This window comes from Methylobacterium haplocladii (assembly GCF_007992175.1).
GTDB classification, from domain to species: domain Bacteria; phylum Pseudomonadota; class Alphaproteobacteria; order Rhizobiales; family Beijerinckiaceae; genus Methylobacterium; species Methylobacterium haplocladii.
Map to the genome: position 1 here is coordinate 21,812 of NZ_BJZT01000033.1, position 25,710 is coordinate 47,521.

General features: G+C 67.6%; 20 protein-coding genes and 2 tRNA genes. 8 read left to right on the plus strand and 14 right to left on the minus strand.

Annotated elements, in window-relative coordinates:
* Nucleotides 1-8 precede the first annotated feature (8 nt).
* The 10 genes from cyoD to MHA02_RS15360 all read right to left on the minus strand — a co-directional run bounded on the left by cyoD (nucleotide 9) and on the right by MHA02_RS15360 (nucleotide 14,598).
* Entirely contained in the window at nucleotides 9-410 is a 402-nt protein-coding gene (cyoD, locus tag MHA02_RS15315; protein WP_147080160.1) for a cytochrome o ubiquinol oxidase subunit IV, read from the minus strand.
* On the minus strand, nucleotides 407-1,033 hold the full coding sequence (gene cyoC / locus MHA02_RS15320) for a cytochrome o ubiquinol oxidase subunit III (RefSeq protein WP_210245076.1): 627 nt from the start codon (nucleotides 1,031-1,033) through the stop codon (nucleotides 407-409). The genes cyoD and cyoC overlap by 4 nt, the downstream gene beginning before the upstream one ends.
* Nucleotides 1,034-1,038: 5 nt before the next feature.
* Nucleotides 1,039-3,042 carry a cytochrome o ubiquinol oxidase subunit I gene (cyoB, locus tag MHA02_RS15325; RefSeq protein WP_147080162.1) on the minus strand — a complete coding sequence of 668 codons (2,004 nt, stop codon included), beginning with the start codon at nucleotides 3,040-3,042 and terminating at the stop codon, nucleotides 1,039-1,041.
* Nucleotides 3,043-3,097: 55 nt separating this feature from the next.
* Nucleotides 3,098-4,165 carry a ubiquinol oxidase subunit II gene (cyoA, locus tag MHA02_RS15330; protein WP_147080196.1) on the minus strand — a complete coding sequence of 356 codons (1,068 nt, stop codon included), beginning with the start codon at nucleotides 4,163-4,165 and terminating at the stop codon, nucleotides 3,098-3,100.
* A 208-nt stretch (nucleotides 4,166-4,373) separates the two neighbouring features.
* Nucleotides 4,374-5,693 (minus strand): MFS transporter, encoded by a 1,320-nt coding sequence (locus tag MHA02_RS15335; protein WP_373318330.1) that lies wholly within the window; start codon nucleotides 5,691-5,693, stop codon nucleotides 4,374-4,376.
* A 217-nt stretch (nucleotides 5,694-5,910) separates the two neighbouring features.
* Complete coding sequence (locus MHA02_RS15340) at nucleotides 5,911-8,202, minus strand: NADP-dependent malic enzyme (RefSeq protein ID WP_147080165.1); 2,292 nt, start codon at nucleotides 8,200-8,202, stop codon at nucleotides 5,911-5,913.
* Between the two features lie 116 nt (nucleotides 8,203-8,318).
* Nucleotides 8,319-10,145, minus strand: coding sequence for a dihydrolipoyl dehydrogenase (gene lpdA / locus MHA02_RS15345; RefSeq protein ID WP_147080167.1), 1,827 nt, complete (start codon nucleotides 10,143-10,145; stop codon nucleotides 8,319-8,321).
* Between the two features lie 53 nt (nucleotides 10,146-10,198).
* A complete protein-coding gene (aceF, locus tag MHA02_RS15350) occupies nucleotides 10,199-11,575 on the minus strand; it encodes a dihydrolipoyllysine-residue acetyltransferase (RefSeq protein WP_147080169.1) in 1,377 nt (458 codons plus the stop codon).
* Nucleotides 11,576-11,611: 36 nt separating this feature from the next.
* Nucleotides 11,612-14,272, minus strand: a complete 2,661-nt coding sequence (gene aceE, locus MHA02_RS15355; RefSeq protein ID WP_147080171.1) for a pyruvate dehydrogenase (acetyl-transferring), homodimeric type — start codon at nucleotides 14,270-14,272, stop codon at nucleotides 11,612-11,614.
* Nucleotides 14,273-14,524: 252 nt separating this feature from the next.
* A tRNA-Gly gene (locus MHA02_RS15360) sits at nucleotides 14,525-14,598 on the minus strand.
* Between the two features lie 199 nt (nucleotides 14,599-14,797).
* Here MHA02_RS15360 and MHA02_RS15365 point away from each other — a divergent pair.
* The 3 genes from MHA02_RS15365 to MHA02_RS15375 all read left to right on the plus strand — a co-directional run bounded on the left by MHA02_RS15365 (nucleotide 14,798) and on the right by MHA02_RS15375 (nucleotide 15,865).
* Nucleotides 14,798-15,508: a Maf-like protein gene (locus MHA02_RS15365; RefSeq protein ID WP_147080173.1), complete on the plus strand. Its 711-nt coding sequence runs from the start codon at nucleotides 14,798-14,800 to the stop codon at nucleotides 15,506-15,508.
* The gene (locus MHA02_RS15370; RefSeq protein ID WP_147080175.1) at nucleotides 15,505-15,708 is read left to right on the plus strand and encodes a DNA gyrase inhibitor YacG; all 204 of its coding nucleotides are present in this window, start codon (nucleotides 15,505-15,507) and stop codon (nucleotides 15,706-15,708) included. The genes MHA02_RS15365 and MHA02_RS15370 overlap by 4 nt, the downstream gene beginning before the upstream one ends.
* Before the next feature lie 81 nt (nucleotides 15,709-15,789).
* Nucleotides 15,790-15,865, plus strand: a tRNA-Phe gene (locus MHA02_RS15375).
* A 198-nt stretch (nucleotides 15,866-16,063) separates the two neighbouring features.
* Here MHA02_RS15375 and MHA02_RS15380 read toward each other — a convergent pair.
* Nucleotides 16,064-16,309 (minus strand): hypothetical protein, encoded by a 246-nt coding sequence (locus MHA02_RS15380; protein WP_147080177.1) that lies wholly within the window; start codon nucleotides 16,307-16,309, stop codon nucleotides 16,064-16,066.
* Between the two features lie 172 nt (nucleotides 16,310-16,481).
* Complete coding sequence (locus MHA02_RS15385; RefSeq protein ID WP_147080198.1) at nucleotides 16,482-16,709, minus strand: hypothetical protein; 228 nt, start codon at nucleotides 16,707-16,709, stop codon at nucleotides 16,482-16,484.
* A 651-nt stretch (nucleotides 16,710-17,360) separates the two neighbouring features.
* On the opposite strand from MHA02_RS15385, the gene MHA02_RS15390 reads away from it, so the two are divergent.
* The 4 genes from MHA02_RS15390 (at nucleotide 17,361) to MHA02_RS15405 (ending at nucleotide 23,902) form a co-directional block, all read left to right on the plus strand.
* On the plus strand, nucleotides 17,361-21,218 hold the full coding sequence (locus tag MHA02_RS15390) for an autotransporter domain-containing protein (RefSeq protein WP_147080179.1): 3,858 nt from the start codon (nucleotides 17,361-17,363) through the stop codon (nucleotides 21,216-21,218).
* Nucleotides 21,219-21,416: 198 nt separating this feature from the next.
* On the plus strand, nucleotides 21,417-21,683 hold the full coding sequence (locus MHA02_RS15395) for a zinc-finger domain-containing protein (RefSeq protein ID WP_147080181.1): 267 nt from the start codon (nucleotides 21,417-21,419) through the stop codon (nucleotides 21,681-21,683).
* A 13-nt stretch (nucleotides 21,684-21,696) separates the two neighbouring features.
* A complete protein-coding gene (locus MHA02_RS15400) occupies nucleotides 21,697-22,887 on the plus strand; it encodes an FAD-dependent monooxygenase (protein ID WP_147080184.1) in 1,191 nt (396 codons plus the stop codon).
* 64 nt (nucleotides 22,888-22,951) lie between these two features.
* The gene (locus tag MHA02_RS15405) at nucleotides 22,952-23,902 is read left to right on the plus strand and encodes a histone deacetylase family protein (RefSeq protein ID WP_147080186.1); all 951 of its coding nucleotides are present in this window, start codon (nucleotides 22,952-22,954) and stop codon (nucleotides 23,900-23,902) included.
* Between the two features lie 6 nt (nucleotides 23,903-23,908).
* On the opposite strand, the gene MHA02_RS15410 is transcribed toward MHA02_RS15405, so the two are convergent.
* Nucleotides 23,909-24,364 carry a DUF3617 domain-containing protein gene (locus MHA02_RS15410; RefSeq protein ID WP_238180120.1) on the minus strand — a complete coding sequence of 152 codons (456 nt, stop codon included), beginning with the start codon at nucleotides 24,362-24,364 and terminating at the stop codon, nucleotides 23,909-23,911.
* Nucleotides 24,365-24,508: 144 nt separating this feature from the next.
* Nucleotides 24,509-25,186 (minus strand): xanthine dehydrogenase family protein molybdopterin-binding subunit, encoded by a 678-nt coding sequence (locus MHA02_RS15415; protein ID WP_147080188.1) that lies wholly within the window; start codon nucleotides 25,184-25,186, stop codon nucleotides 24,509-24,511.
* Between the two features lie 194 nt (nucleotides 25,187-25,380).
* Here MHA02_RS15415 and MHA02_RS15420 point away from each other — a divergent pair.
* On the plus strand, nucleotides 25,381-25,710 hold a 330-nt coding region (locus tag MHA02_RS15420), incomplete at its 3' end, for an AlkA N-terminal domain-containing protein (protein WP_280177998.1).

A 25,710-nucleotide genomic window follows, 5' to 3' on the forward strand; every position in this document is an offset into this window, starting at 1 on the left:
CGCCTGCCTCAGGGCTGATGATGCAGCAGGTCGTGCGGAGACATCGGCATCATGTTGGTGTTGAGATGATGCATGACCCAGATCGAACCGGTCAGGGTGATCACCACCAGCGTCACCGTGAAGATCAGCGCCAGGATGCTCCAGCCGCCCTCCGACTTGGTGTTCATGTGGAGGAAGTAGACCATGTGGACGACGATCTGCACCACGGCGAGCGCCAGGACGATGATCGTGGTCCAGACGACGTTCCCCAGCACATCGCCCATGACGAGCGCGAACGGGATCGCCGTCAGGATGACCGACAGCACGAAACCGGTGACGTAGCCCTTGAAGCTGCCGTGCGCCCCGCCGCCGTGATGGTCCGCATGGCCGTGCGCGTGGTCCTGATGCTCGGCTTGGCCGGCGGCGCTCATCGCAGGACTCCCATCAGGTAGACGAAGGTGAACACGCCGATCCAGACGACGTCGAGGAAGTGCCAGAACATCGACAGGCAGAGTAGCCGGCGCTTGTTCTCGGGGATCAGGCCGCGCTGTGCGGTCTGAATCAGGAGCACGATCAGCCAGACGATGCCGAAGGTGACGTGCAGGCCGTGCGTGCCGACGAGGGCGAAGAACGACGACAGGAAGGCGCTGCGCTGGGGCGTCGCGCCCTCGTGGATCAGGTGCGAGAACTCGTAGAGTTCGATGCCGATGAAGGCCGCGCCGAACAGGCCGGTGACGATCAGCCAGAGCTGCATCGCCTTCAGCTGCCCGTTTTCCATCTCCAGCATCGCGAAGCCGTAGGTGATGGAGGAGAACAGCAGCATCGCGGTGTTCACCGCGACGAGCTTGAGGTCGAACAAGTCGTTGGGGGAGGGGCCGGCCGCGTAGTTGCGGCCGAGCACGGCGTAGGTGGCGAACAGGACCGTGAAGATGAGACAATCGCTCATCAGGTAGATCCAGAAGCCGAGCAGGGTGCTGGCTTCGTGGGGGTGCTCCTCGCTCTCGTGGAAGACCGGTGCCTCGGTGCCGGGAGGGGCGGTGTCGCCGTGCATCATCGCTGTCAGGCCTGCGCCGCGAGCATCGAATTCCGCTCACTCTCGGTCCGCACGACGGTGTCGGCCGGGATGTCGAAATCGCGGTTGTAGTTGAAGGTGTGGAAGATCGCGGCGGCGATCATGGCGACGAAGGTCAGCGCCGCCAGCCACCAGATGTACCAGATCATGCCGAACGAGAACGCGACGCTGAGGCCCGCGATGACGGCACCGGTTCCGGTGTTCCGGGGCATATGGATCGCCCGGAAGCCCTCACGCGGACGCTCGTAGCCGCGCTGCTTCATGTCGGACCACGCGTCGAGATCGTGAATGCGCGGCGTGAAGGCGAAGTTGTAGTCGGGCGGCGGCGAGGAGGTCGACCATTCGAGCGTACGCCCGCCCCACGGATCGCCGGTCGTGTCGCGCAGGGCCTCGCGGTTCCGGATCGAGACCGTGAACTGCATGATCATCGCGCCGATACCGACGGCGATCAGCACGGCGCCGAAGGCCGCGAGCACGAACCAGATCTGCAGCGAAGGATCGTCGAAGTGCTGTGCGCGGCGGGTCACGCCCATCAAGCCGAGCACGTAGAGCGGCATGAAGGCGACGTAGAAGCCGATCGTCCAGAACCAGAACGAGACCTTGCCCCAGAACGGATCGAGCTTGAACCCGAAGGCCTTGGGGAACCAGTAGTTCACGCCGGCGAACATCCCGAACAGCACGCCGCCGATGATCACGTTGTGGAAATGTGCGATCAGGAACAGCGAGTTGTGCAGCACGAAGTCGGCGGGGGGCACGGCGAGTAGCACGCCGGTCATGCCGCCGATGGTGAAGGTGACCATGAACGAGATGGTCCACAGCATCGGCACCTCGAACCGGATCCGGCCGCGGAACATCGTGAACAGCCAGTTGAAGATCTTGGCGCCCGTCGGGATCGAGATGATCATCGTCGTGATGCCGAAGAACGAGTTCACGGAGGCGCCGGAGCCCATCGTGAAGAAGTGGTGCAGCCAGACGAGGTAGGACAGGATCGTGATGACGACCGTGGCGTAGACCATCGACACGTAGCCGAAGAGCCGCTTGCCCGAAAAGGTCGAGGTCACCTCCGAGAAGATGCCGAAGGCCGGCAGGATGAGGATGTAGACCTCCGGATGACCCCAGATCCAGATGAGGTTGAAGTACATCATCGGGTTGCCGCCGAGGTCGTTCGTGAAGAAGTGCGTGCCGACGTAGCGGTCGAGGGTCAGCAGCGCGAGAACGGCGGTGAGGATCGGAAAGGCGGCGGTGATCAGCACGTTCGTGCAGAGCGAGGTCCACACGAAGATCGGCAGCTTCATCATCGTCATGCCGGGTGCGCGCATCTTCACGATGGTCGCGATCAGGTTGATGCCCGACAAGGTCGTGCCGATGCCCGCGACCTGCAGGCCCCAGATGTAGTAGTCGACGCCCACCCCGGGACTCATGTCCGAGCCCGAGAGCGGCGGATAGGCGAGCCAGGTGGCACGCGAGAACTCGCCGACGAACAGCGAGATCATGATCGTGATCGCGCCGGACACCGTCATCCAGAACGAGAAGTTGTTCAGGAACGGAAAGGCCACGTCGCGCGCGCCGATCTGCAGCGGCACGACGTAGTTCATCATCCCCGTGACGAACGGCATCGCCACGAAGAAGATCATGATCACGCCGTGTGCGGAGAAGATCTGGTCGTAGTGGTGCGGCGGCAGGAAGCCCTGATTCTCGCCGAAGGCCATGGATTGCTGCGCGCGCATCAGGAGCGCGTCGGCGAAGCCGCGCAGCAGCATGACCATGGCGAGGATGATGTACATGATGCCGATCTTCTTGTGATCGACACTCGTGATCCAGTCCCGCCACATGGGACCCCAGAACCGGTAATAGGTGATGACGCCCAGCACCGCGAGGCCGACGACCGCCACGCCCGCGAAGGTGACCTGCAGGATCGGCTCGTGGAACGGGATGTCTTCGAGACTGAAGCGTCCGAAGATCAGCTTCTGGAGATCCGGGTCTGACAACATGGGATCGGCTGCTCAGGAAATTCGGTGACGGGGGCGCGGTCTGGCCTGCGCAGGTCTAGTGATGGTGGATCTGTAGGTCGTCGGATTTCGTCGGCGGGGCCTTCTTGTTCTCCGGAGACCCCTGATCGTTCGGAGACCCCTCGGAGCGCGGCGCCCGGCCGGCGGCCGGGGCCGTCGCGCCGTTCGGCTCGTCGCCCTGTTCGAGGCGGCGGTTGTCGTATTGGAGCCGCTCGCGGTTCTCGTGGCTCTCCTTGCCCGCGCCGCCGCTGGCGTCGATGTGCATCATCTCGCTCATGCACATCTTGCCGGGCATCGCGCACATGTTGAGGATCGCGGTGTAGAGGCCGTCGGCGACGCTCCTGTAGAAGCGCGGCGCCACGCCCTCGCTCGGCTTCTCCAGGGCGAGATAGGCCTCGCGGCTGAGGTCGGTGCCCTGCTCCTTGGCCTTGGCGACCCAGGCGTCGAAGCCGTCCGGCTTCAGCCCATGGAACTTGAAGGTCATCCGCGAGAAGCCGCTGCCGCTGTAATGCGATGCGAGGCCGTCATAGACGCCCTCCTTGTTGATGACGGCGTGGAGCTTCGTCTCCATGCCCGGCATCGCGTAGATCATGCCGGCCAGCGCCGGCACGTAGAAGGCGTTCATTACCGAGCTCGCGGTGATTTTGAAGGTGATCGGCCGGTCGACCGGGGCGGCGAGCTCGTTGACGGTGGCGATGCCGTATTCGGGGTAGACGAACATCCACTTCCAATCGAGCGCCACCACCTCGACGACGAGGGGCTTGGCGTCGGCGGGGATCGGACGGCCGGCCGCCAGACGGCCGAGCGGCCGGAACGGATCGAGCGTGTGCGTGCTGATCCAGGTCAGCGCGCCGAGCGCGATGATGATCATGAGCGGGGCGGTCCAGATCACCACCTCGAGCGCCGTCGAGTGATACCAGTCCGGCTTGTAGGTCGCGGTTTCGTTCGCGGCCCGGTAGCGCCAGGCGAACCACAACGTCAGCGCGATCACCGGCACGATGATCAGCAGCATCAACCCGGTGGAGGCCAGCACGAGATTGCGCTGCTGCAGCGCCACATCGCCGGACGGATGCATCACGACGAGATTGCAGCCCGACAGCAGCATGAACAGCGGCGGCAGGACGAGCCCCTGCAGCAGCGTTCGCACCGATGCCGCCGGAGCACGGCGATGCCGGGGGCCGGTCTGTGTCTGGGATGGACTGGGGGCGGGGATGGCCACGGGACTTGAGACCCATTCTCTGCCGCTTGCCGAAGCGGCGCTTCCTATCGGCGACGAGGACGGCGCGATCGCGCCGTCCGGTTGACGCGTCCGGTCACATCTGACGCATCTCGGAGCGGTCGAGGAACAGCGCCAGCAGCGTCGAGGCGGCACCCGACAGCAGGTAGAGGCCGACCATGGCGAGCCCGTAACGGCTCGCCAGGAACAGCACCACCAGCGGCGCGAAGCCCGCGCCGAACATCCAGGCGAGATCGGAGGTCAGCGCCGCGCCGGTATAGCGGTAGCGCGAGCCGAGCCGGGCGGTGACAGCGCCCGCGGTCTGGCCGTAGGCGAGGCCGAGGATCATGAAGCCGACGGTGACGTACATGGTCTGGCCGATGGCGCTCTCGCCGAAGATCAGCGGTGCGATCGTGCTGCCGATTGCGAACAGCGCGATCAGGCCGGCGCTGAGCAGCAGCGTGTTGCGGCGCCCGATCTGGTCGGCGATCAGCCCCGAGGCACAGATGGCGCCGGCGCCGACGATGGCGCCCGAGAACTGCACGATCAGGAACTCGCCGGCCGAGCGGTCCGTGTAGAGCGTGATCCAGCTGATCGGGAAGATCGTGACGAGGTGGAACAGCGCGAAGGCGGCCAGGGGTACGAAGGCGCCGATCCAGACGTCGAGAGCATGGCGGCGCAGCAGTTCGAGGATCGGCACCGGCTCGAGCGACCGCTGGTCCATCAGAGCCTTGAACTCGTCGGAGGCGACGAGGCTCAGCCGGGCGAACAGGGCGACGACGTTGATGGTGAAGGCGCAGTAGAACGGGAAGCGCCAGCCCCAGTCGAGGAAGTCCTCGCTCGACAGGTTGACGAGGAAGAACGCGAACAGCGCGCTCGCGACCATGAAGCCGAGCGGGGCACCGAGCTGCGGGATCATCGCGTACCAGCCGCGGCGCTCCGGCGGCGCGTTGAGCGCAAGCAGCGAGGCGAGGCCGTCCCAGGCGCCGGCGAGCGCCAGCCCTTGCGCGATGCGAAGGCCTGCGAGCAGCCAGATCGAGGCATAGCCGATGCTGGCATAGCTCGGCAGGAAGCTGATCGCCGCCGTCGAGCCGCCCAGCAGGAACAGGGCGGTGGTGAGCTTGACGCTGCGTCCGTGCTTACGGTCGACCGCCATGAAGATCACGGTGCCGATCGGGCGCGCGACGAAGGCCAGCGCGAAGATCGCGAAGGAATAGAGCGTCGCGGTGAGCTGGTCGGGCTCGAACGAGAAGAACACCTTCGGAAACACCAGAACCGAGGCGATGCCGAAGACGAAGAAGTCGAAGTACTCGGATGCCCGTCCGATGACGACGCCGATGGCGATCTCGGCGGGCGCCACCTTGTGATCGGTGTAGGCACGCTGGGCGTCGCGCTCGAGCGCGGCAGAGTGGGCCATGGACGGCTCAAGGGACATCGCGGGCGACCGATTGGCTCGATGGGACGTGCGAACGCACCGCCTCGTGCGGCATCGCCATGACTAGCGCAATGGGCAGGTTCGGCAAAAGGGGGATGCGCCGACCGCAGTGCCACAGCGACCATCCGCACCGTGCGACACGATCAGTAGGCAATCGGTCCCGCACGATCCGACCCTCCCCGAGAGCGTCCTGAAGCTTCTAGCCCGCGGCGGGCTTCAACCGCGATGCGGCCGTGGTCGCGGTCAGCGCCGTCATGTTCACGATGCCGCGCACCGTCGTGGTGTGGCTGAGGATGTGAACCGGCTGGGCCGAGCCGAGCAGCATCGGGCCGACGCTGATCCCGTGGCCGGCCACCACCTTGAGCGCGTTGAGGGTGATGTTGGCTGCGTCCAGATTCGGCATGACGAGCAGGTTCGCCTCGCCCTTGAGCCGTGATTCGGGAAAGACACCGTCGAGCAGGGAATGGCTCAGGGCGGCGTCGGCCTGCATCTCGCCGTCGACTTCGAGGTCCGGTGCCCGCTGCAGGATCAGGTCGAGGGCGTGGCGCATCTTCGCGGCCGAGGCGTTCTTGGCCGTGCCGAAGCTCGAATGCGACACCAGGGCCACCCGCGGCGTCTGGCCGAAGCGGCGCATCTCGTCGGCCGCGAGCAGCGTCATCCCGGCGATCTCGGCCGCGGTCGGATCGAGGTGGATGTAGGGGTCGCAGATGAACAGCGTGTGCTGCGGCAGCTGCAGCAGGCTCATGGCGGCGAGGGCATCGACGCCCGGTCCGTGGCCGATCACCTCGCGCACGTGGCGCAGGTGGCTGTGATACGAGCCGAACCCGCCGCAGAGCAGCCCGTCGACCCGGCCGAAGCGCAGAAGCATCGTACCGGCCAGCGTCGGATTGCGGCGCGCTTCCGCCCGCGCCATCTCGCGGGAGAGGCCATCGCGCTTGCGCAGGGTGTAGTAGCCTTCCGCCGCCTCGGCCTGGAACCGCTCGTCGCCGACGTCGACGACCTCGACGTCACGGCCGACCTCGATGCGCAGGCCGAGATCGCGCATCTTGTGCGCGATGGTGTCCGGCCGCCCGATCAGCACCGGGCGCGCGAGCCGCTCGTCGACGATCACCTGCGCGGCGCGCAGCACGCGGTCGTTCTCGCCCTCGGAGAAGGCGATCCGGCGCAGCGCCGCCTCGGCAGCGGCGGCGAAGACCGGCTGCATCACCGTGCCCGAAGTGTAGACCACCCGCTCCAGCGAGCGCCGATAGGCGTCGATGTCGGCAATCGGCCGCGTGGCGACGCCGCTCGCCATGGCGGCCAGCGCCACGGCGGGGGCGATCTTGGTGATCAGCCGCGGGTCGAAGGGCCGGGGGATCAGGTAGTCGGGGCCGAAGCTGACCTCCTGCGTGCCGTAGGCGGCGGTGACCACGTCCGACTGCTCGGCCTGGGCGAGTTCGGCGATGGCGCGCACGGCGGCGAGCTTCATCTCCTCGTTGATCGCCGTGGCGCCGACGTCGAGCGCCCCGCGGAAGATGAAGGGGAAGCAGAGGACGTTGTTGACCTGATTCGGGTAATCCGACCGGCCGGTGGCGATGATCGCGTCGGGACGCACGGCCCGGGCGAGATCGGGGCTGATCTCCGGGTCGGGATTGGCCAGCGCCAGGATCAGCGGGCGATCGGCCATGCCGCGGACCATGTCCTGGGTCAGCACGTTGGCGGCCGAGACGCCGAGGAAGATGTCGGCGCCGGCGATGACCTCGCCGAGCGTGCGGGCCGAGGTCTCGCGGGCGTATTGCGCCTTCTGCGGGTCCATCAGGCTGGTGCGGCCCCGATAGACCACGCCCTCGATGTCGCTGACCGTGATGTGCTCCCGCGGCAGGCCGAGGAAGACCAGCAGGTTGAGGCAGGCGATGGCCGCCGAGCCGGCGCCCGAGCACACGAGCTCGACATCCTCGATGCGCTTGCCGGCGACCTTGAGCCCGTTGAGGATCGCCGCGGCGACGATGATCGCGGTGCCGTGCTGGTCGTCGTGGAAGACCGGGATCTTCATCCGCTCGCGCAGGCGTGCCTCGATCTCGAAGCATTCCGGCGCCTTGATGTCCTCCAGGTTGATGCCGCCGAAGGTCGGCTCCAGGCTGGCGATGATCTCGATCAGCTTGTCCGGATCGGTCTCGTCGATCTCGATGTCGAACACGTCGATGCCGGCGAACTTCTGGAAGAGGCAGCCCTTGCCCTCCATCACCGGCTTGCCGGCGAGCGCCCCGATATTGCCGAGGCCGAGCACCGCAGTGCCGTTGGTGATGACGCCGACGAGGTTCGACCGCGAGGTCATCTCGGCGGCCTGCAGCGGGTCGTTCTTGATCAGGAGGCAGGCGGCGGCGACGCCGGGGGAGTAGGCGAGGGCGAGGTCGCGCTGCGTGGCCATGGCCTTGGTCGGCAGCACCGAGATCTTCCCGGGCTTGGGAAGGCGGTGATAGTCGAGCGCAGCCTTCTCGAGCTGTTCGTCCACGGGCAACCTCCTGATTTTTCGTGTTGTTTTACCGTGTCGATCCCGTCCCGCGGAGACCGGGACGTTGGGTTGTCCCGGTCTCCGTCTTCGTCGCGTTGTCGTTGTCCCCTGCCGGCTCAGGCCGGTCGCGGGTGCGGCTTCTTCGGCATGTAGAGGTCGGTGATCGTCCCCTCGAACGCCTCCGCCGCGAGCCCCACCGTCTCCGACAGGGTCGGGTGCGGATGGATGGTCAGGCCGATATCCTCGGCATCCGCCCCCATCTCGATGGCGAGCGCGGCCTCCGCGATCAGGTCGCCCGCCGATGGGCCGACGATGCCGCAGCCGAGGATGCGGTCGGTGTCCACGTCGAACAGCACCTTGGTCAGGCCCTCGTCGCGTCCGAGCGACAGGGAGCGCCCGGAGGCGGCCCAGGGAAAGACGCCCTTACCGACCTTGATGCCCTTGGCCTTGGCCTCGTTCTCGGTGAGCCCGACCCAGGCGACTTCCGGATCGGTATAGGCCACCGACGGGATCACCTTCGCATCGAAGAAGCTGTTCTTGCCCGACGCCGTCTCGGCCGCGACCTTGCCCTCGTGCGTCGCCTTGTGGGCCAGCATCGGCTGCCCGACGATGTCGCCGATGGCGAAGATGTGCGGCACGTTGGTGCGCATCTGCTTGTCGACGGGCACGAAGCCGCGCTCGTCGACGACGACGCCGGCCGCCTCCGCCGCGATCAGTTTCCCGTTGGGACGACGCCCGACAGAAACGAGGATCTTGTCGAAGGTGTCGGTGGGCGGCGCGGTGCCGCCCTCGAAGGTCACCTTGAGACCCTCGGGCGTCGCCTCGACGTTCGTCACCTTGGCCTTGAGGTGGATCGCCTCGTACTGTTTCTGGATCCGCTTCATCAGCGGCGTGACCATGTCCTTGTCGGCGCCGGGGATGATCTGGTCCATCAGCTCGACGATCGTCACCTTGGCACCGAGCGCGTGATAGACGGTGGCCATCTCCAGCCCGATGATGCCGCCGCCGATCACCAGCATGCGGCCGGGGATGCCGTCGAGCTCGAGCGCTCCCGTCGAGTCGATGACCCGCGGATCGTCGTGCGGGATGAACGGCATCTGGATCGGCTCGGAGCCGGCCGCAATGATCGCCTGATCGAAGCCGATCACCGTCTTCTGGCCTTCATGCTCGACCTCGACCTGATGCGGACTGACGAAGCGGGCGGTGCCGTTCACCACCGTGACCTTGCGCTGCTTGGCGAGGCCGACGAGGCCGCCGGTCAGGCGCTTGACCACGCCGTCCTTCCACTCGCGCAGCTTGTCGATGTCGATCTGCGGCGCGGTGAAGCTGATGCCGTGCGAGGCCATGGCGTGTGTCTCGTCGATGACCTTGGCCGCGTGCAGCAGCGCCTTCGACGGAATGCAGCCGACGTTGAGACAGACGCCGCCGAGCGTCGGCCAGCGCTCGACCAGCACGACCTTCTTGCCGAGATCGGCCGCGCGGAAGGCGGCGGTGTAGCCGCCCGGACCGGCGCCGATCACCAGCACTTCGGCCCGGCTGTCCTCGCCCGACACGGCGGCTGCCGCCTGCGGAGCCGGCTTCGCGGGAGCACCGCCGTTGGTGGCGCCTGCGGCCGACGAGCCGTAGCCGGCCTGGCCCTCGCCTGCGCCGTGACCGCCGCCCGCCGTCGGGGGGGCGGCGGCTGCAGGTTTCGTGGCCCCGCTTCCCGCGGTCTCGGCCATCACCAGGATCAGGTCGCCCTGGGTGACCGTATCGCCGGGCTTCACCTTGACCTCGGCCACCGTGCCGGCGACCGGGGACGGGATGTCCATGGTCGCCTTGTCGGATTCCAGAACGATCAGCACGTCGTCGACCGAAATCTGGTCGCCGGGGCTGACGCTCACCTCGATCACGGGGACGTTCTTGAAGTCGCCGATATCGGGCAGTTTGACGTCGTTGCTCATGGCCTCACCTCACGCCTTGTCATCCACATCCGGTCGTCGGTCGTACCCTCCCGTCAGACGACGAGGCGGCGGACGTCCTCCAGGGTGTGGGCGAGGTGGCGGGAGAAGCGCGCGGCGAGCGCCCCGTCGATGACGCGATGGTCGTAGGACAGCGACAACGGCAGCATCAGGCGCGGCTTGAACTCGCTGCCGTCCCAGACCGGCGCCATCTTCGAGCGCACGACGCCGAGGATGGCGACTTCGGGCGCGTTGACCAACGGCGTGAAGGCGGTGCCGCCGATGCCGCCGAGGCTCGAGATGGTGAAGGTCGCCCCCTGCATGTCGGAGGCGCCGAGCTTGCCGTCGCGGGCCTTCTTCGAGAGCTCGCCAAGATCGCGGCTGATCTCGACGATGCCTTTGCGGTCGACATCCTTGACCACCGGCACGACAAGGCCGTCCGGCGTGTCCACGGCCACGCCGATATTGTAGAATTTCTTGAGGATCAGCGCGTCCTTGGCCAGGTTCAGCGAGGAATTGAACTCGGGGTGCTGACGGAGCGCCGAAACCGCAGCCTTGATCAGGAAGGACAGCAGCGTGACGCGGTAGCCCTTGTCCTTGCCGGCGGTGTCGAGCTCCTTGCGGTACTTGTCGGTCTCGGTGATGTCCGACTCGTCCTGATGCGTGACCAGCGGCACGTTGAGCCAGGCCCGGTGCAGGTGCGGCCCGGAGATCTTCTTGATCCGCGGCAGCGGCCGGGTCTCGATCGGGCCGAACTTCGAGAAGTCGACGGCCGGGATCTCGGGGATGCCCATGCCGCCCGACGCCATGACCGCGCCTCCGGCGGCTGCAGCGGGGGCGGCCGAGCGGGTCAGGTGACCCTTCACGTCGTCCTTGGTGATGCGGCCCTTCTCGCCGGTGCCCTTCACGGCGTTGAGGTCGACGCTCAACTCGCGCGCGATGCGCCGCACCGCGGGGCTGGCATGGACGTTCGCGAAGTCGGGTGCGCCCGAGGCCGAAGGCTGGGCGACCGGACCCGAGGGGGGGGGCGACGCCGTGGGCACCGGCTCCTCCTGCTTGGCGACGACCGCTGCGGTGTCGGCCGCGGCGGAGGCCGCTCCGTTGCTCTTGGCCGGGGCGGCGTCGCCCGCCGCCTCGCCCTTGAGCAGCAGGATCGGCGCGCCTTCGCTGACCTTGTCGCCGAGCTTGATCAGGATTTTCTCGACCACGCCGCCCTGAGGGGAGGGCACGTCCATCGTCGCCTTGTCGGATTCGAGCGACACCAGCGGGTCGTCCGGTCCGATCGTATCGCCTTCCTTCACGAAGATCTCGATGACCGGGATGTCCGCGAAATCACCGATGTCGGGAATCTTGACCTCGATACCCACTTGCAATCTCCCTAGCCGACGGGCCTCTGCCGGGCCCTGGTCTGATGTTTGAGCGCGATCGAGAATACCGCCTCGGCAGCCTGCCGAGGCGTCGGAACGAACTTAGACGGTCCAGGGACCGGGCTTTTCCGGGTCGATCCCATACGTGGCGATGGCCTCGGCCACCTTGCTCATGGGGATCGCGCCCTCGGCGGCGAGGCTGTGCAGTGCCGCCACGGTGACCCAGCGCCGGTCGACCTCGAAGAAGTCGCGCAGCTTCACCCGATAATCCGAGCGGCCGAAGCCGTCGGTGCCGAGGACCCGGTAGCGTCCGGGGACGTAGGGACGGATCTGGTCGGCGAAGAGCCGCATGTAATCGGTCGCCGCGATCACCGGGCCGCCGCGGCCCCCGAGGCAGGTCTCCACATGCGACGTCCTCGGCGTCTCGGTGGGATGGAGCAGGTTCCAGCGCTCGACGGCCATCGCATCGCGGCGCAATTCCGTAAAACTCGGGCAGCTCCAGATGTCGGCGGCGACGCCGAAATCAGCCTCCAGCTGCTCGGCCGCCGCGATCACCTCGCGCAGGATGGTGCCGCTGCCGAGCAACTGCACGCGCGGACCGCCCTTCTTCCCCTTGCCCTCTCGGAACAGGTACATCCCCTTCAGGATGCCGGCCTCGGCCCCCTCGGGCATGCCGGGGTGCTCGTAGTTCTCGTTCATGACGGTGATGTAGTAAAAGACGTCCTCCTGCTCGGCATACATCCGCCGCAGGCCGTCCTGCACGATCACCGCGACTTCGTACGAGAAGGTCGGATCGTAGGAGACGCAGTTCGGGATCGTCGCCGAGAACAGATGGCTGTGCCCATCCTCGTGCTGGAGGCCCTCGCCGTTCAGCGTCGTGCGTCCGGCGGTGCCGCCGATCAGGAAGCCGCGCGCCCGCATGTCGCCCGCCGCCCAGGCGAGGTCGCCGACCCGCTGGAAGCCGAACATCGAGTAGTAGATGTAGAACGGGATCGTCGGCGCGTTGGAGGTCGAGTACGACGTCGCCGCCGCGATCCACGAGGACATGGCGCCGGGCTCGTTGATGCCCTCCTGGAGCATCTGACCCTTCTCGTCCTCCTTGTAATACATCAGCTGGTTGGCATCCTCCGGCCGGTAGAGCTGGCCGACCTGTGAGAAGATGCCGAACTGGCGGAACATGCCCTCCATGCCGAAGGTCCGGCTCTCGTCAGGCACGATCGGCACGATGCGGTTGCCGATGTTCTTGTCGCGCAACAGCGTGTTGAGCACCCGCACGAAGGCCATGGTCGTGGAGATCTCGCGGCCCGCGGTCTCCTTGAGCTGCGCCCCGAAGGCCGAGAGCGGCGGAATCTGAAGGTCGATCGACTTGCGCCGCCGCGCCGGCAACGGCCCGCCGAGGGCCTCGCGCCGGGCCTTGAGATACAGCATCTCCGGGCTTCCCTCGGGGAAGCGGATGAACGGCATCTCCTTGATCTGGTCGTCGGTGAGATCGATCTGGAAGCGGTCGCGGAACTGCTTGAGGACCGCCTCGCCCATCTTCTTCTGCTGGTGGGTGATGTTCTGGCCCTCGCCCGACTCGCCCATGCCGTAGCCCTTGACGGTCTTGGCGAGGATCAGCGTCGGCTGGCCCTTGTGCTTCGAGGCCGCCGAGTAGGCCGCGAACACCTTCGACGGGTCGTGGCCGCCGCGGGTGAGGCGGAAGATGTCGTCGTCGGTCCAATCCTTGATCAGCGCCGCGGTCTCCGGATACCTCCCGAAGAAATGCTCGCGGATATAGGCGCCGTTCTTCGACTTGAAGTCCTGGTACTCGCCGTCAACGCACTCTTCCATGAGCCGCGCCAGCATGCCGGTGGTGTCGCGCGCCAAGAGCGCGTCCCAGCCCGAGCCCCACAGGCACTTGATGACGTTCCAGCCGGCGCCGCGGAAATCGGCCTCGAGCTCCTGGACGATCTTGCCGTTGCCGCGCACCGGCCCATCGAGGCGCTGCAGGTTGCAGTTGATGACGAAGACGAGGTTGTCGAGCTTTTCGCGCGCAGCCATGGAGATGGCGCCGAGGCTCTCCGGCTCGTCCATCTCGCCGTCGCCCATGAAGGCCCAGACCTTGCGGCCGTCGGTGTTGGCGTGACCGCGATGGTGCAGGTAGCGGAGATACCGCGCCTGATAGATCGCCATCAGCGGCCCGAGCCCCATCGAGACCGTGGGAAACTGCCAGAAATCCGGCATCAGCCAGGGATGCGGGTAGGACGAGATGCCCTTGCCGTCGACCTCCTGGCGATAGTTGAGAAGCTGCTCCTCGGTCAGGCGCCCTTCAAGGAAGGCACGGGCGTAGATGCCCGGCGACGAGTGACCCTGCACGTAGATCAGGTCGCCGCCGCGCTCGGGCGAGTCGCCGTGCCAGAAATGCATGAAGCCGGTGTCGTAGAGCGTCGCCGAGGACTGGAAGCTGGCGATGTGGCCGCCGAGCTCGGACGAGTCCTTGTTGGCCCGCAGGATGATCGCGATCGCGTTCCAACGGATCGCGGAGCGAATGCGATGCTCGATCGCCCGGTCGCCGGGATGCGGGTCCTGCTTGTCGACGGGAATCGTGTTCAGGTAGGCGGTATTCGCCGAGAACGGAACCGGGGCGCCGCGCTTGCGCGCCTCCTCGACCACCTGCCCGATGAGAAAGTGCGCCCGGTCGGGCCCTTCGACATCCAGCACGCCGTCCAGCGAATCGAGCCACTCCCGGGTCTCGACCGGATCAAGGTCGCGACTGCGCTCCATCGGTTTTCTCCCTGGCACCCGCTTCGAACGAGCGGATTTGAGAGAAAGGTTAGGGCAGCGCTTGGAGAAATGCGAGCCCCATCAACACGATAGTTTTCAGATTTTACGCGTGCGTCCGAACAGATCCGCAACCCAGGATCGATTGAATTCTCATCATCTCGATGTCGCGGCGAATAAGTAAGACTCCGGTAACGACACGTCGCCCCGAATCCTTGCGGTGGCCCGAAGCGCACCCAATCGCGTCATGATCCTTGGAGCGGGCGACGGGAATCGAACCCGTATATTCAGCTTGGGAAGCTGACGTTCTACCACTGAACTACGCCCGCGACGGTCGCCCTGGAGGGCAGGCCGGCTGCATTCTTCGATACAGGGTACGGACCATAACAGAGCCGTTCCGATTGTCCACGGATCGGAAGCCAGTCGCGGCGATCTCGCGGCGTTTCCATGCCGATCCGTTTCCGCTAGCGTCCGCGCCGTCCTGGCCCTCCGAAGCCGGGTCCTCAGTCCCTTCGTGCGAACCCCCGAATGAGCGCCGTGACGACGCAATCCGCCACCGAGCCGACCGCCGCCACGGATGCCGTGAAAGGCGCTGCGAGGCCGGGGCTTGCGGGCGCGGCCTCGCTGCCCAAGCTCGTGCTCGCCTCCGCCTCGCCGCGGCGGCTCGCGCTCCTGCAGCAGATCGGCATCGAGCCGGATGCTCTGCTGCCGGCCGATATCGACGAGACGCCGCGAAAGTCGGAATCGCCGCGCGAACTCGCGCGGCGGCTTGCCCGGGCCAAGCTGGAGGTCGCGCGCGATGCGGCGCGGCGGAACGACACCCTTCGCGACGCCTACCTCATCTCCGCCGACACGGTGGTCGCCGTCGGACGCCGGGTGTTGCCCAAGGCCGAACGCCTGGACGAGGCTGCCGACTGCCTCCGTCTGCTCTCCGGGCGCCCCCACCGCGTGTACACCGCCGTCTGTATCCTCTCGCCGAAGGACCGCCAGCGCGAGCGCCTGGTCGAGGCGCGGGTGCGCTTCAAGCGGCTGTCGTCCCGGGAAATCGAGGGCTATCTCGGCTCTGGCGAATGGCGGGGGAAGGCCGGCGGCTACGCCATCCAGGGACTCGCGGGTGCCTTCGTGATCAAGCTCGTCGGCTCGCAGAGTGCCGTGGTCGGCCTGCCGCTTTACGAGACCATGAGCCTGCTCGAAGGGGAGGGCTTCCCGGTCCGTCGCGGTTGGGGAGCGCCGGCATGACGGCCAGGGTCACTCCCGAACGGCGCAAGGCCTCCGCCCCGTGCCCGATCTGCCGCAAGCCCGCGCAGGAGGCCTTCGCGCCGTTCTGCTCGCAGCGCTGCGCCGACGTCGATCTCGGCCGCTGGCTCGGCGAGCGCTACGTCATTCCCGGCCCCGAAGCGGAGCCGGGCGAGGAGCACGACGACGACGGCGCACATTGAGCCTCCGAGAGCGCTGGACACCGCTCCGACGCTTGACTATACCGCCGCTCCAGCCGCGGGGTCCTAGCCGCTCCGCCGCTCGCCCAGGTAGCTCAGTTGGTAGAGCATGCGACTGAAAATCGCAGTGTCGGCGGTTCGATTCCGTCCCTGGGCACCATACGCTTTTTCTGACCAATACTTTCAGAGATCTATCGGACGGATTGGTTCGATTTGCAGACCGAGTGGCCGCTGAAGCGAGCCTATTCGGCTATTGTAAGCAGGCGTCCGCTTTGCCTGACTGCGATCGCGTGCCGGTGTGGGCCGTCACGAAAGGCGTCGCAGCGGATGGCGAGGCCGATCCGGGGGCACTCCGTCGCTACGCGCGCTTTCTCCCGGTCGCCGTCACGTCCCTCGGCGAGGACCGGTAGCGATTTGAGGGCCGCCCCTGGCGAGAGCCGATCGACGGGCTCGCTTCGGGGAATTCCGGCTCGGATTGAAGCGACGGGACCGTCAGCCGCCGGTAGGTCGCGACGAACTGGTCGGCGGCGGCGCGGCGCAGGCTCGAGAGGATCAGGCTTCGACCGATGCGGACGGTACAGGTGCCGTCGTACTCGCGAGTCATGATGATTGCTTCAGGCATGCCGACCCCGTGCGTGGTCGGGCCGACTACAAGCCATTCATCTGAGGGCAAGATCTTCGGGCAAGACCTTTCGCCCGCATGGTTCGGCGGGGTGCCGACGTTGCGGCATCGATCGCCGGCGAGCGGCCCTTCGATAGGCGTGGCCCTTGCGGGCTCAGGCCGCGCGCGCCGCCGGCTTGACCGCATCCATGTCCGTGCGGGTGTCGAGAAGGGCGCGGCTGAGCTCGGCCGGGGTATGGCTGCGGCCGCGGCTGTCGCGGATCAGGACGCTCTCCATGCCGGAACTGACGAGGGTCAGGGCCTGCTCGAGGGCCGCGAGCATCGAGCCGCGCTGGAAGCTGACGTCGCGGGCGGCCTGGCGCGCGGTAATGATGAAACTCACGAAGACACCTTGAGCGACGAAGTGGCGTGGGATCGATCGGCCGATCCGTTCGGGAAGCGTTGCCGTCTCCACGTGGTTTGTGCAGTCGCTCAACTATGCCGATCCATAGAAGGCATTTGGTTGACGAATCCTGAGCGAAACCGCGGTTTGTCGCGGCGAGAATCGGGCGGCCCGATGTCTGTCGTCGCAGATTCGACGACGCGGTGACGCGGCCGCTGTCCGAGCTCGTCTCGGCTGTGATGTATCCCACGGCCTCCGGGGCCTCGGATTGCCAAATCGTCCCGTATAGAAATGCCTATTTGAATTTATGGATTGCCTATAGACCCTATTTACTTGCGTTTTGCTTGCAGTTGCTACTTATTTTGTTTCATTTTTGCAACCGCGATGACTCTTCTTGTGCAAGTTTCAATGGAAATCTGGAATAAAGCCGGGCTGCATGCTTAAGGTTCAGACAGCGAGAGGCGCCCGTGTATGCATTGCCGCAGGGTGCAACTCGAATAATCAAAGGATGTCGGGGGAAGTGTCGTGAACCAGCCGAGATTTGCAGTATCTCTGCGCAGATCCCTCTTGTTGAGTGTGCCCGTCTGGGCCGTTGCCGTCGCGGGCGCTCACGCCGCATGCGCACCAGCCGTTCCGACGAATGGCCAGACCGTGACCTGCACGGACACGGCGCCGACCGGCTTCGTCGCGCCTGCGGGTGTCACCGGGCTGACCGTCAACATCCAGACCGGTGCGACCGTCGGATCGCAGCAGACCAGCGCCGGCGCCAACCCGAGCTTCACCAATGTGCGGGTCAACGGCACGAGCACCGTCAACAACGCCGGTACGATCAGCAGCGCAGCGGCACAGAACCGTGACAACTTCGGTGTCAATCTCGCTGGCGACCTGTCGACGCTCAACAACACCGGCACGATTATCCTGACGGCGCCGGCCGGCAACACGGCGACGCGGGTCTACGGCGCCTATTCCAGCGCGCCGGGAGGATCGCAATACGCCAGCACCACCGTCAGCAACAGCGGCACGATCAGCGTCATCCAGAACGGCAACGGCAGGGGCCAGGCCATCTATACGGGTGAGAACACGACGCTGTTCACCATCAACAACACCGGACTGATCTCGGCGACGCGCGGGACGACCGCCACGGCGACCACCAGCGCCGTCGCAGGCGTCGATGCCGACGACGACACCGACCGGCTCGTGGTCAACAATGCGGCCGCCGGGCGCATCACCGGCACCGGTGCCAACACCCGCGCCCTCAGCGGCCGCGCGGCGCAGTACGAGATCAACAACAGCGGCACGATCAGCAACACGACGGCCGGCGAAGCCGCCATCGCGACCTTCGCGCTGAACGCGGGCAATGCCGGCGATGCCACGACGGTGCGCGCCTACAACACGGTGATCACCAACACCGCCACCGGCGTCATCAACGGCGACGTGCGCAACTTCGACCAGGACCTGCAGACGGCCACCACCGTGGTCAACCTGCGCCGCTCGGGTACCGTGACCAACGCCGGCACGATCAACGGCAACCTGCAGTTCGGCAACGGCAATCAGGTCGTCAACAATACCGGCCGGATCAGCGGCAACGTCACCTTCCTCGACGTTGCGACCGCGGGCGCCGTGGCGGGAACCGTGAACACGGTGAACCTCGGCACCGGCTCCAGCATCGGCGGCAACATCACCGCGCGCGGCCTCGGCACCAACAACCTGAACCTGAGCGGCACCGGCACGCTCACCAGCAACGTCACCGGCTTCACCAGCCTCACCCAGACCGCTGGTGCCTGGACGATCGGCAACAATTCGACCCAGACGATCTCCGGCAACCTCACCGTCGCAGGCGGCAACCTGACCCTCGCCGCCGGCACGACGCAGAACGTCGGCGGCCTGATCCAGGTGACGGGTTCCGGCGCTCAGCTCACCGTCAACAACACGATCACCGACAAGGCGGTGAACCTGTCGGGCTCGAACACGACGCTGGTGAACAACGGCACGCTCAGCGGCACCGGCGTCGCGGGCCGCGCGAACAGCGCCGCGACCCGCGTCTACGGCGTCCTCGCCAACTCGAACACGACCGCCGAGTTCGACAACATCCGCGTCGTCAACAACGGCACCATCGCCGTGACCGAGAACGGCATCGGCATCTCGCGCGGCATCTATGCGGGCGAGAACATCAACTCGATGTTCGTCACCAATGCCGGCACGATCTCGGCGACCCGCAGCGGCACCGGCGCCGCTGCCGTCGCCGGCATCGACTCGGACGACGACGTGGCCGCGCTCACGGTCACGAACCAGGCCGGCGCTCGTATCACCGGTACCGGCACGGGCGTGCGCGCCATCCAGGGCCGCGCCCAGAACTACACGATCACGAACGCCGGCACGATCAGCGGCCCGACCGGGGGCGATGCCATCTCGACCTTCGCCGCCGGCGGCACACGGAGCTACAACACCGTCCTCGTGAATGCGGCGACGGGCGTCATCAACGGCAACGTCCGCAATACCGACGTCGACAACCAGACGGCTGCGAGCACGGTGGTGAACCGACGCTCAGGCTCGCTCACCAATGCCGGAACGATCAACGGCAGCCTGTTCTTCGGCGGCGGCAACCAGACCATCGTCAATACCGGGCGGATCTCAGGCGACCTCAACTTCCTCGACATTGCCACGGTCGGCACTGTCGCGGGCAGCGTGAACCGGGTGACGCTCGGCACCGGCTCGTCGATCGGCGGCAACATCGCCGCGCGCGGCCTCGGCGCCAACGCGCTCGTCCTGACCGGCACCGGCACGCTGACGAGCAACGTGGTCGGCTTCGCGACCTTGGCCCAGGCGGACGGCTCCTGGACGCTGGCTTCGGGCTCGACACAGACCTTCTCGGGCGGTGCGAACATCACCGGTGGCCGGCTGGAAGTGGATTCGACGCTCAACGCCAAAACCGGCATCGGCGCCGCCGGTACGCTTGCCGGTGTCGGCCGCATCAACGGCAACCTCGGCAATGCCGGCATCGTCGCCCCCGGCAGCACGGCGTCGCCCTACGGCGTGCTGACTGTCGCCGGGAACTACGCGCAATCGTCGACCGGGACGCTCGCGGTCAACGTGGACCCGGCCGGCGCATCCTCGAAGCTGCAGGTGACCGGTTTCGCCAACCTCTCCGGTGCGGTCAGCCTCTCGGCCGCGCCCGGCACCTACACGGCCAACAGCCGCTATACGGTGCTGACCGCCAATTCCGGCGTGGTCGGGAACTTCACCTCGGCTTCGGCCACCAACCTGCCGTTCCTGCTGCGGCCGGTCGCCTCGACGGACGCCAACAATGCCTACGTGACGCTCGCCCAGCAGAGCTTCACCGGGGTGGCACAGACCCAGAACCAGCGGAACGCGGCCTCCGGCGTCGATGCGCTGCTCGCCAACAACCCGGCTGCGCTGACCTTCCTCGACAACCAGAGCAACCAGGCATTGGCGGGTATCCTCGACCGAGTCGCTGGCCAGGGGTACGCCTCCGTCGCCGATCCGCAACTGCGGGCCGGCCGCGCCTTCACCGACGCGGTGATGGGCCGGGCCTATGCGGCGATCTTCGAGGCCGGCCCGACCGGCTTCACCCTGCCGCCGGCGGTCTACGCCGCCGACCTGCCGACTCGCGGGCCGGTGCCTGAGCCGCGCTTCATCGAGGCGACCCGCGGCTACGGGATCTGGGCAACGGGCTACGGCCAGGTCGGCAGCGTGGACTCCACCGCCAACGCGGCCGGGCGCCACGAGACGATCGCCGGCTTCGCGGGCGGCATCGACTTCCACCCCGGCGCCGGCACCGTACTCGGCATCTCGGCGGGCTACGGTTCGGTCGACGTGTCGGTGAACCGGACCGGTGAGCGGGCACATACCGACAACGCCCAGGTCGCCGTCTACGGCGGCATCACGAACGGCCCGGCCTACGCCATCGCTACCGTCGGCTACGCCCATGCCGACGGCCGTCTCAACCGCTCGCTCGCCGGATTGCAGGTCCTGCAGCCGGGCGGAGCCAGCGGCTCCATCGGCGGCGACCAGTTCCTGTCCTCCGCAGAGGCCGGCTACCGCTACGCCTACACCCCGAGCGTGATCCTCACGCCGTTCGTCGGTGCCCAGGTCTCGACCTTCAGCCAGGACCGGGTGACCGAGGGCAATGGCGGATTGTTCAACCTGAACGTCGCAGCCAAGGACTTCCTCTCGGCTCGCACCCTGGTCGGGGGTCGCCTTGAATCCACGGTGGACCTCGGCGGACGGGCGGTGACGCTGGCGATCCGGGCAGCCTACGTCCACGACTTCGCCGACGTGAGCCGGACCATCCAGTCGAGCTTCACGCTCGCGCCGGTGGTTCCATTCCTCGTCAGCGGACGGGCCCTGAGCCGCGACCGGGCGCTGGTCGGCGTCGGTATCGGTACGCAGCTCGCTCCGGGCTGGACCGGTTTCGTGAACTACGACGCCGAACTCGCTTCCAGCGACACGATCCAGGGGGGCCGGGCCGGACTGCGCTACAGCTTCTGAGCCCCGACCCCCTCGAAATCTCTGCCGGAAGCCCCCGGGTCGCTCGCCGACCCGAGGGCTTTCTCATGCGGGGCGCGCGTCCGCCGCCCCTAGGCGCGCGCCCGGCGACGGGCTAGACCCATGCACCTTCATCCCGACGGTTCGCGGGGGGGCTCGCGGTTCGCGTGAGGTCCCGCGCCCCAAGAGCAGGACGACGCGATGGCGGACAAGGCGGTCCCTCATTTCCACAACCAGGCCGGCATGGCGCGGGTCCGGGTCGGGGCGCGGGAGTTCATGTGCATCGGGGCGCTGCCGCCCTTCGATCACCCGCATGTCTTCCTCGACATGGGCGGCGGCGACGAGATCATCTGCCAGTATTGCTCGACGCTCTACGTCCATGATCCGCGGCTGAAGCCGGACGGCGCCGAACCGGTTGCCTGCGTCTGGCACGACGATGCCCCGCAGCCGAGGGTCGCGGCCGAGTGAGCTAGTCTCCGTCGTGAAACCTCTCTCGATCGCCATCGTCGGAGCCGGCATCGGCGGCCTGACCGCCGCCCTGGCGCTGAGCGGGGCGGGGCACGCCGTCACCCTCGTCGAACGGCGTACCGGCTTTTCCGAGGTCGGGGCCGGCCTGCAGATCTCGCCGAACGCCAGCCGGATCCTGATCGAACTCGGCCTCGGCGCCGCCCTGCGCCGGGCCGCCAACGAGCCGCCGGGGGTGGCGATCCGGGCGCTGGCCAGCGGGCGCGCGATCGGCGGCATCCAGCTCGGCGCGGCCATCCGCGAGCGCCACGGCGCGCCCTACTACGTTATCCATCGGGCCGACCTGCAGACGCTGCTGCTCGACGCCGTGCGCGGACGCCCCGGCATCCGCCTCGTCGTCGGCCGGGAGGTCGTCGCGGTGACGGAGACGGCCGGCGGCCTGACCTTGAGCCTGGAGAGCGTCGCCGGCGGACGCAGCGATACGCTCGAAGCGGATCTCGCCGTCGGTGCCGACGGCGTCCGCTCGACCTTGCGCGAGCGCTTCGACGCCCGTCCGCTCCAGACCCACCGGCAAGCCGCCTGGCGCGCCACGATCCTGCGCGAAACGGCTCCCCCGGAATTTCAGGGCGACGAGACCGGGCTCTGGCTCGGGGCTGGGCGCCATGTCGTGCACTACCCGATCGGGGCGGGGCAGCGGCTCAACGTCGTCGCGATCGTGCCCGAGCGCGAGGGCGACGACGATTGGGGACGCCTCGGCGACCCCGCCGTCCTGCGCGATCATTTTCGCGATGCGGCCGGGCCGCTCCTGGCGTTGCTGACCGTGCCGGATACCTGGATGGTCTGGTCCCTCGTCGACCGTCCGGCGGCGCGCCCGATGGCCCTGGGCCGGCTTGCGCTGCTCGGCGACGCCGCCCATCCGGTGCTGCCGTTCCTGGCGCAGGGCGCCGCCATGGCGATCGAGGATGCGGCCGTGCTCACACGCTGCCTCGGCGCCGCCGGCGACGTGCCCGAGGCGTTGCGCGCCTACGGCACGGCACGTTCGGCCCGCGTGCGCCGGGTCTGGAAGGCGGCACAGTCGAACGGCCGCACCTATCACGCCGGCCCGCTCGTCGGCTTCGCCCGCAACGCGGTGATCGGCCGCCTCGGTCCGGCCGGTATGAGCCGGCGCTACGCCTGGCTCTACGGCTGGACCCCGGACGGGGCCTGAGCCGGGGCCGTTCGGACGCCACCGCGCCGAAAGCGGCGCGGCCGGAGGGAGCACGACGGTTGCCATGCAGACGCTGCTTCTCGCCCATCCCGCCTTCGCCCGGCACGATACCGGGTTCGGCCATCCCGAGCGGCCGGCGCGGATGGAGGCGATCGGCCGGGCGCTGGCCGGCCCCGCCTTCTCGGACCTGCGGCGGGAGGAAGCGCCGCTGCGGGAGGATGTCGAGGCGCAGATCCGGCTCGCGCATGATCCCGCCTATCTCGATCGCCTCAAGGCGCTCGCCACCGACCCGGCTGCGCTGCCGACGCATCTCAACCCCGACACGGTGATGTCGGCCGGCACCTGGGAGGCCGCGCTCCGAGGGGTCGGAGCGGGACTGCGCGCCGTCGATGCCGTGCTCGATCCGGGCTCCGGCCTGCGCAACGCGTTCTGTCAGGTGCGGCCATGCGGGCACCATGCCGAGCATGACCGCGCCATGGGGTTCTGTCTCTTCTCGAACGTCGCCATCGCGGCGCTCTATGCGCGCAAGCGCCATGGATTGGAGCGCATCGCGGTGGTCGATTTCGACGTTCACCACGGCAACGGCACGCAGCAGATCTTTTGGCCCGACAAGAATCTGTTCTACGGCTCGACCCATCAGATGCCGTGGTTTCCCGGAACCGGGGCCGTCTCGGAACGCGGGGTCGGCAACATCCACAACGCACCGCTCAAGGCCGGCGATGGCGGTGCGGCGTTTCGTGCGGCGCTCGGCGAAAACATCCTGCCGGCGCTGCATGCGTTCCGGCCGGAGCTGATCCTGGTCTCGGCCGGGTTCGACGCCCATGCCGACGATCCTCTCGGCCGGCTGCGCCTTGAGGCGGCGGATTTCGCCTGGGCGACGCGCGTGATCAACGACGCCGCCCACACGCATTGCGGCGGCCGCGTCGTCTCGGTGCTGGAGGGCGGCTACAAGCTCGATTCCCTCGCCGCCTGCACGGCGGTGCATGTGTCGGGTCTGATAGAAGGCGCGCAGTAGATCGGGCTACGGCCCCGGCGCCTTCGCCCCCTCGCAGACGCCGATACGGCGGCCGGTCTGGACCTCCGTCATGGTCATGTTCTTGCCGCCCATCTGCATGGTGATGCGGCCCTGGAAGCGCTCCGGTGCCAGCACGTAGCGGGCCGTGGCCCGCGCCGCGTTCTTGCCGTCGCAGGCGATGGCGAAGGTGAGCACCCCGGCTTCCTCGCGGATATCCGAGAGGGGACACCTGGCCAGCGGATTGTTGTCGCTCAGCACCGCGAGCCCGTGGGTGTTCGCTCCCGGCTCCGCCCTGAGGCAGACCTGCCTCACCGCCTTTTGCGTCATGTCTTCGAGATGCGGCAGTTCGAGCTTCACCTCGACGGCATAGGCGCCGTCGCGCAGCGTGACCGGATCGGCCGGAACCGGCCCGGCGAAGAGCGGGACGAGGGTGAGACCTGCCATCACGGCGACCCGGACCATCGCAATAATCTCCCGGACTTCATCGCTATCCGACGCTCCTGTCCGGCTGCCGGCTTGTGCGAAGACAGCATGAGCGGCGGCGGGCGGCGTCCCGTTTCTTGCGCCCGGTGGCCACCAAGCGCCCGCACCGTCGCGACGATTGGCTCAGGCCCAAGGCGAGCCTCGGCGAAACGGAAGATCGTCCGCGACCGTCCAGGTCAGCGAGACCGGCGCCCCGGCCATCGCGCGCGAAAGCAGGGCCGCTTCGACAGCATAGGCCGGGTTCGAGGCCCCTTGTCCGCAGACCGAGGGCGGCGGGTGAAGCGTGACGGCGTCCGGCGCCAGATCGAGGCACGCGGCAAGCGCCTTTCGGAGCGCCTCCGGTTCGTGCGTATGGGTCCAGGCCGCGCAGCGTCCGGCGCCGGCTTGCACGGTCGCAGAGGGCGGCTCCATCAGCGGCTCGGCCGTCTCGGGGATGAAGAAGGATCGCGCAGGCTCGTCACCGATTTCCACTGTCTCCTTCCAGATCGGCCGCAGCGCGTCGCGACCGCGAAGCGCCGTCCAGGTGTCGCGGGCGAGCACCGCCACGCCGCCGAGCCGGGCGATGCCGGCCGCGTTCGCGGGCTCCAGCCGGATCACGCCTGCGACGCGACCCATGCGTAGGGCCGCAGCATCGTCGAGGCCGGTGAGCCGCCAGCCGGGCAGGGGCGGCCGGGCGATGACGGCGTGGAGTAGATCGGGCAATCGGATGTCGGTGACGAACGCGGCAGTCCTGGACGTCGGCAGCGTGCTCTTAACCGCACCCATGCCAGCCCCGAGGGGCAGGGCTCCCGACACCAGCACGGCTGCGCCTCCCCCGAGAACGCTGCGCCGCCTCAAGCTTCGATCGCCGTCGGGCATCGGGATCCGTCTCACACATCAGACGGAGGCGATCCTCGCGCGGCGTGCGACCCGAGTCGACCTGTCGTCCCCCAGCGATCTTGGCCGCGTTTCGGGCGGGTTGCGCAGGGCAACCTTGCGGCAGGACAATCGTGGCGATGAGCAGCCATCGCGCAGACGGCACCACGACGGGTGCCGACATCGCACTCCCGTACCGGGCGCCCTATGACTGGGCCGCTCTTCACGGCTTCCTCGCCGCCCGTGCGATTCCCGGCATCGAAACGGCGGAGCCGGGCGTCTATGCCCGCACGATCGCGATCGACGGACGGCATGGCTCGTTCGACGTGCGGGCCTCGGAGGAGGGCTGGGCACTGACGGCGACGATCCGCATCGAGGATTCCCGCGCCATCCCCGGCATTGCCGAACGGCTGAGGCGCCTGTTCGATTGCGATGCCGATCCCCAGGGCATCGGCGGGCGACTCCGAGCC

Bases quoted from the DNA above. Each gene is read 5' to 3' on its own strand.
- cyoD (WP_147080160.1), bottom strand. From the start codon at position 410: ATGAGCGCCGCCGGCCAAGCCGAGCATCAGGACCACGCGCACGGCCAT.
- cyoC (WP_210245076.1), bottom strand. From the start codon at position 1,033: ATGATGCACGGCGACACCGCCCCTCCCGGCACCGAGGCACCGGTCTTC.
- cyoB (WP_147080162.1), bottom strand. From the start codon at position 3,042: ATGTTGTCAGACCCGGATCTCCAGAAGCTGATCTTCGGACGCTTCAGT.
- cyoA (WP_147080196.1), bottom strand. From the start codon at position 4,165: ATGCTGCTGTCGGGCTGCAATCTCGTCGTGATGCATCCGTCCGGCGAT.
- MHA02_RS15335 (WP_373318330.1), bottom strand. From the start codon at position 5,693: ATGGCCCACTCTGCCGCGCTCGAGCGCGACGCCCAGCGTGCCTACACC.
- lpdA (WP_147080167.1), bottom strand. From the start codon at position 10,145: ATGAGCAACGACGTCAAACTGCCCGATATCGGCGACTTCAAGAACGTC.
- aceE (WP_147080171.1), bottom strand. From the start codon at position 14,272: ATGGAGCGCAGTCGCGACCTTGATCCGGTCGAGACCCGGGAGTGGCTC.
- MHA02_RS15365 (WP_147080173.1), top strand. From the start codon at position 14,798: ATGAGCGCCGTGACGACGCAATCCGCCACCGAGCCGACCGCCGCCACG.
- MHA02_RS15370 (WP_147080175.1), top strand. From the start codon at position 15,505: ATGACGGCCAGGGTCACTCCCGAACGGCGCAAGGCCTCCGCCCCGTGC.
- MHA02_RS15380 (WP_147080177.1), bottom strand. From the start codon at position 16,309: ATGACTCGCGAGTACGACGGCACCTGTACCGTCCGCATCGGTCGAAGC.
- MHA02_RS15395 (WP_147080181.1), top strand. From the start codon at position 21,417: ATGGCGGACAAGGCGGTCCCTCATTTCCACAACCAGGCCGGCATGGCG.
- MHA02_RS15405 (WP_147080186.1), top strand. From the start codon at position 22,952: ATGCAGACGCTGCTTCTCGCCCATCCCGCCTTCGCCCGGCACGATACC.
- MHA02_RS15410 (WP_238180120.1), bottom strand. From the start codon at position 24,364: ATGGTCCGGGTCGCCGTGATGGCAGGTCTCACCCTCGTCCCGCTCTTC.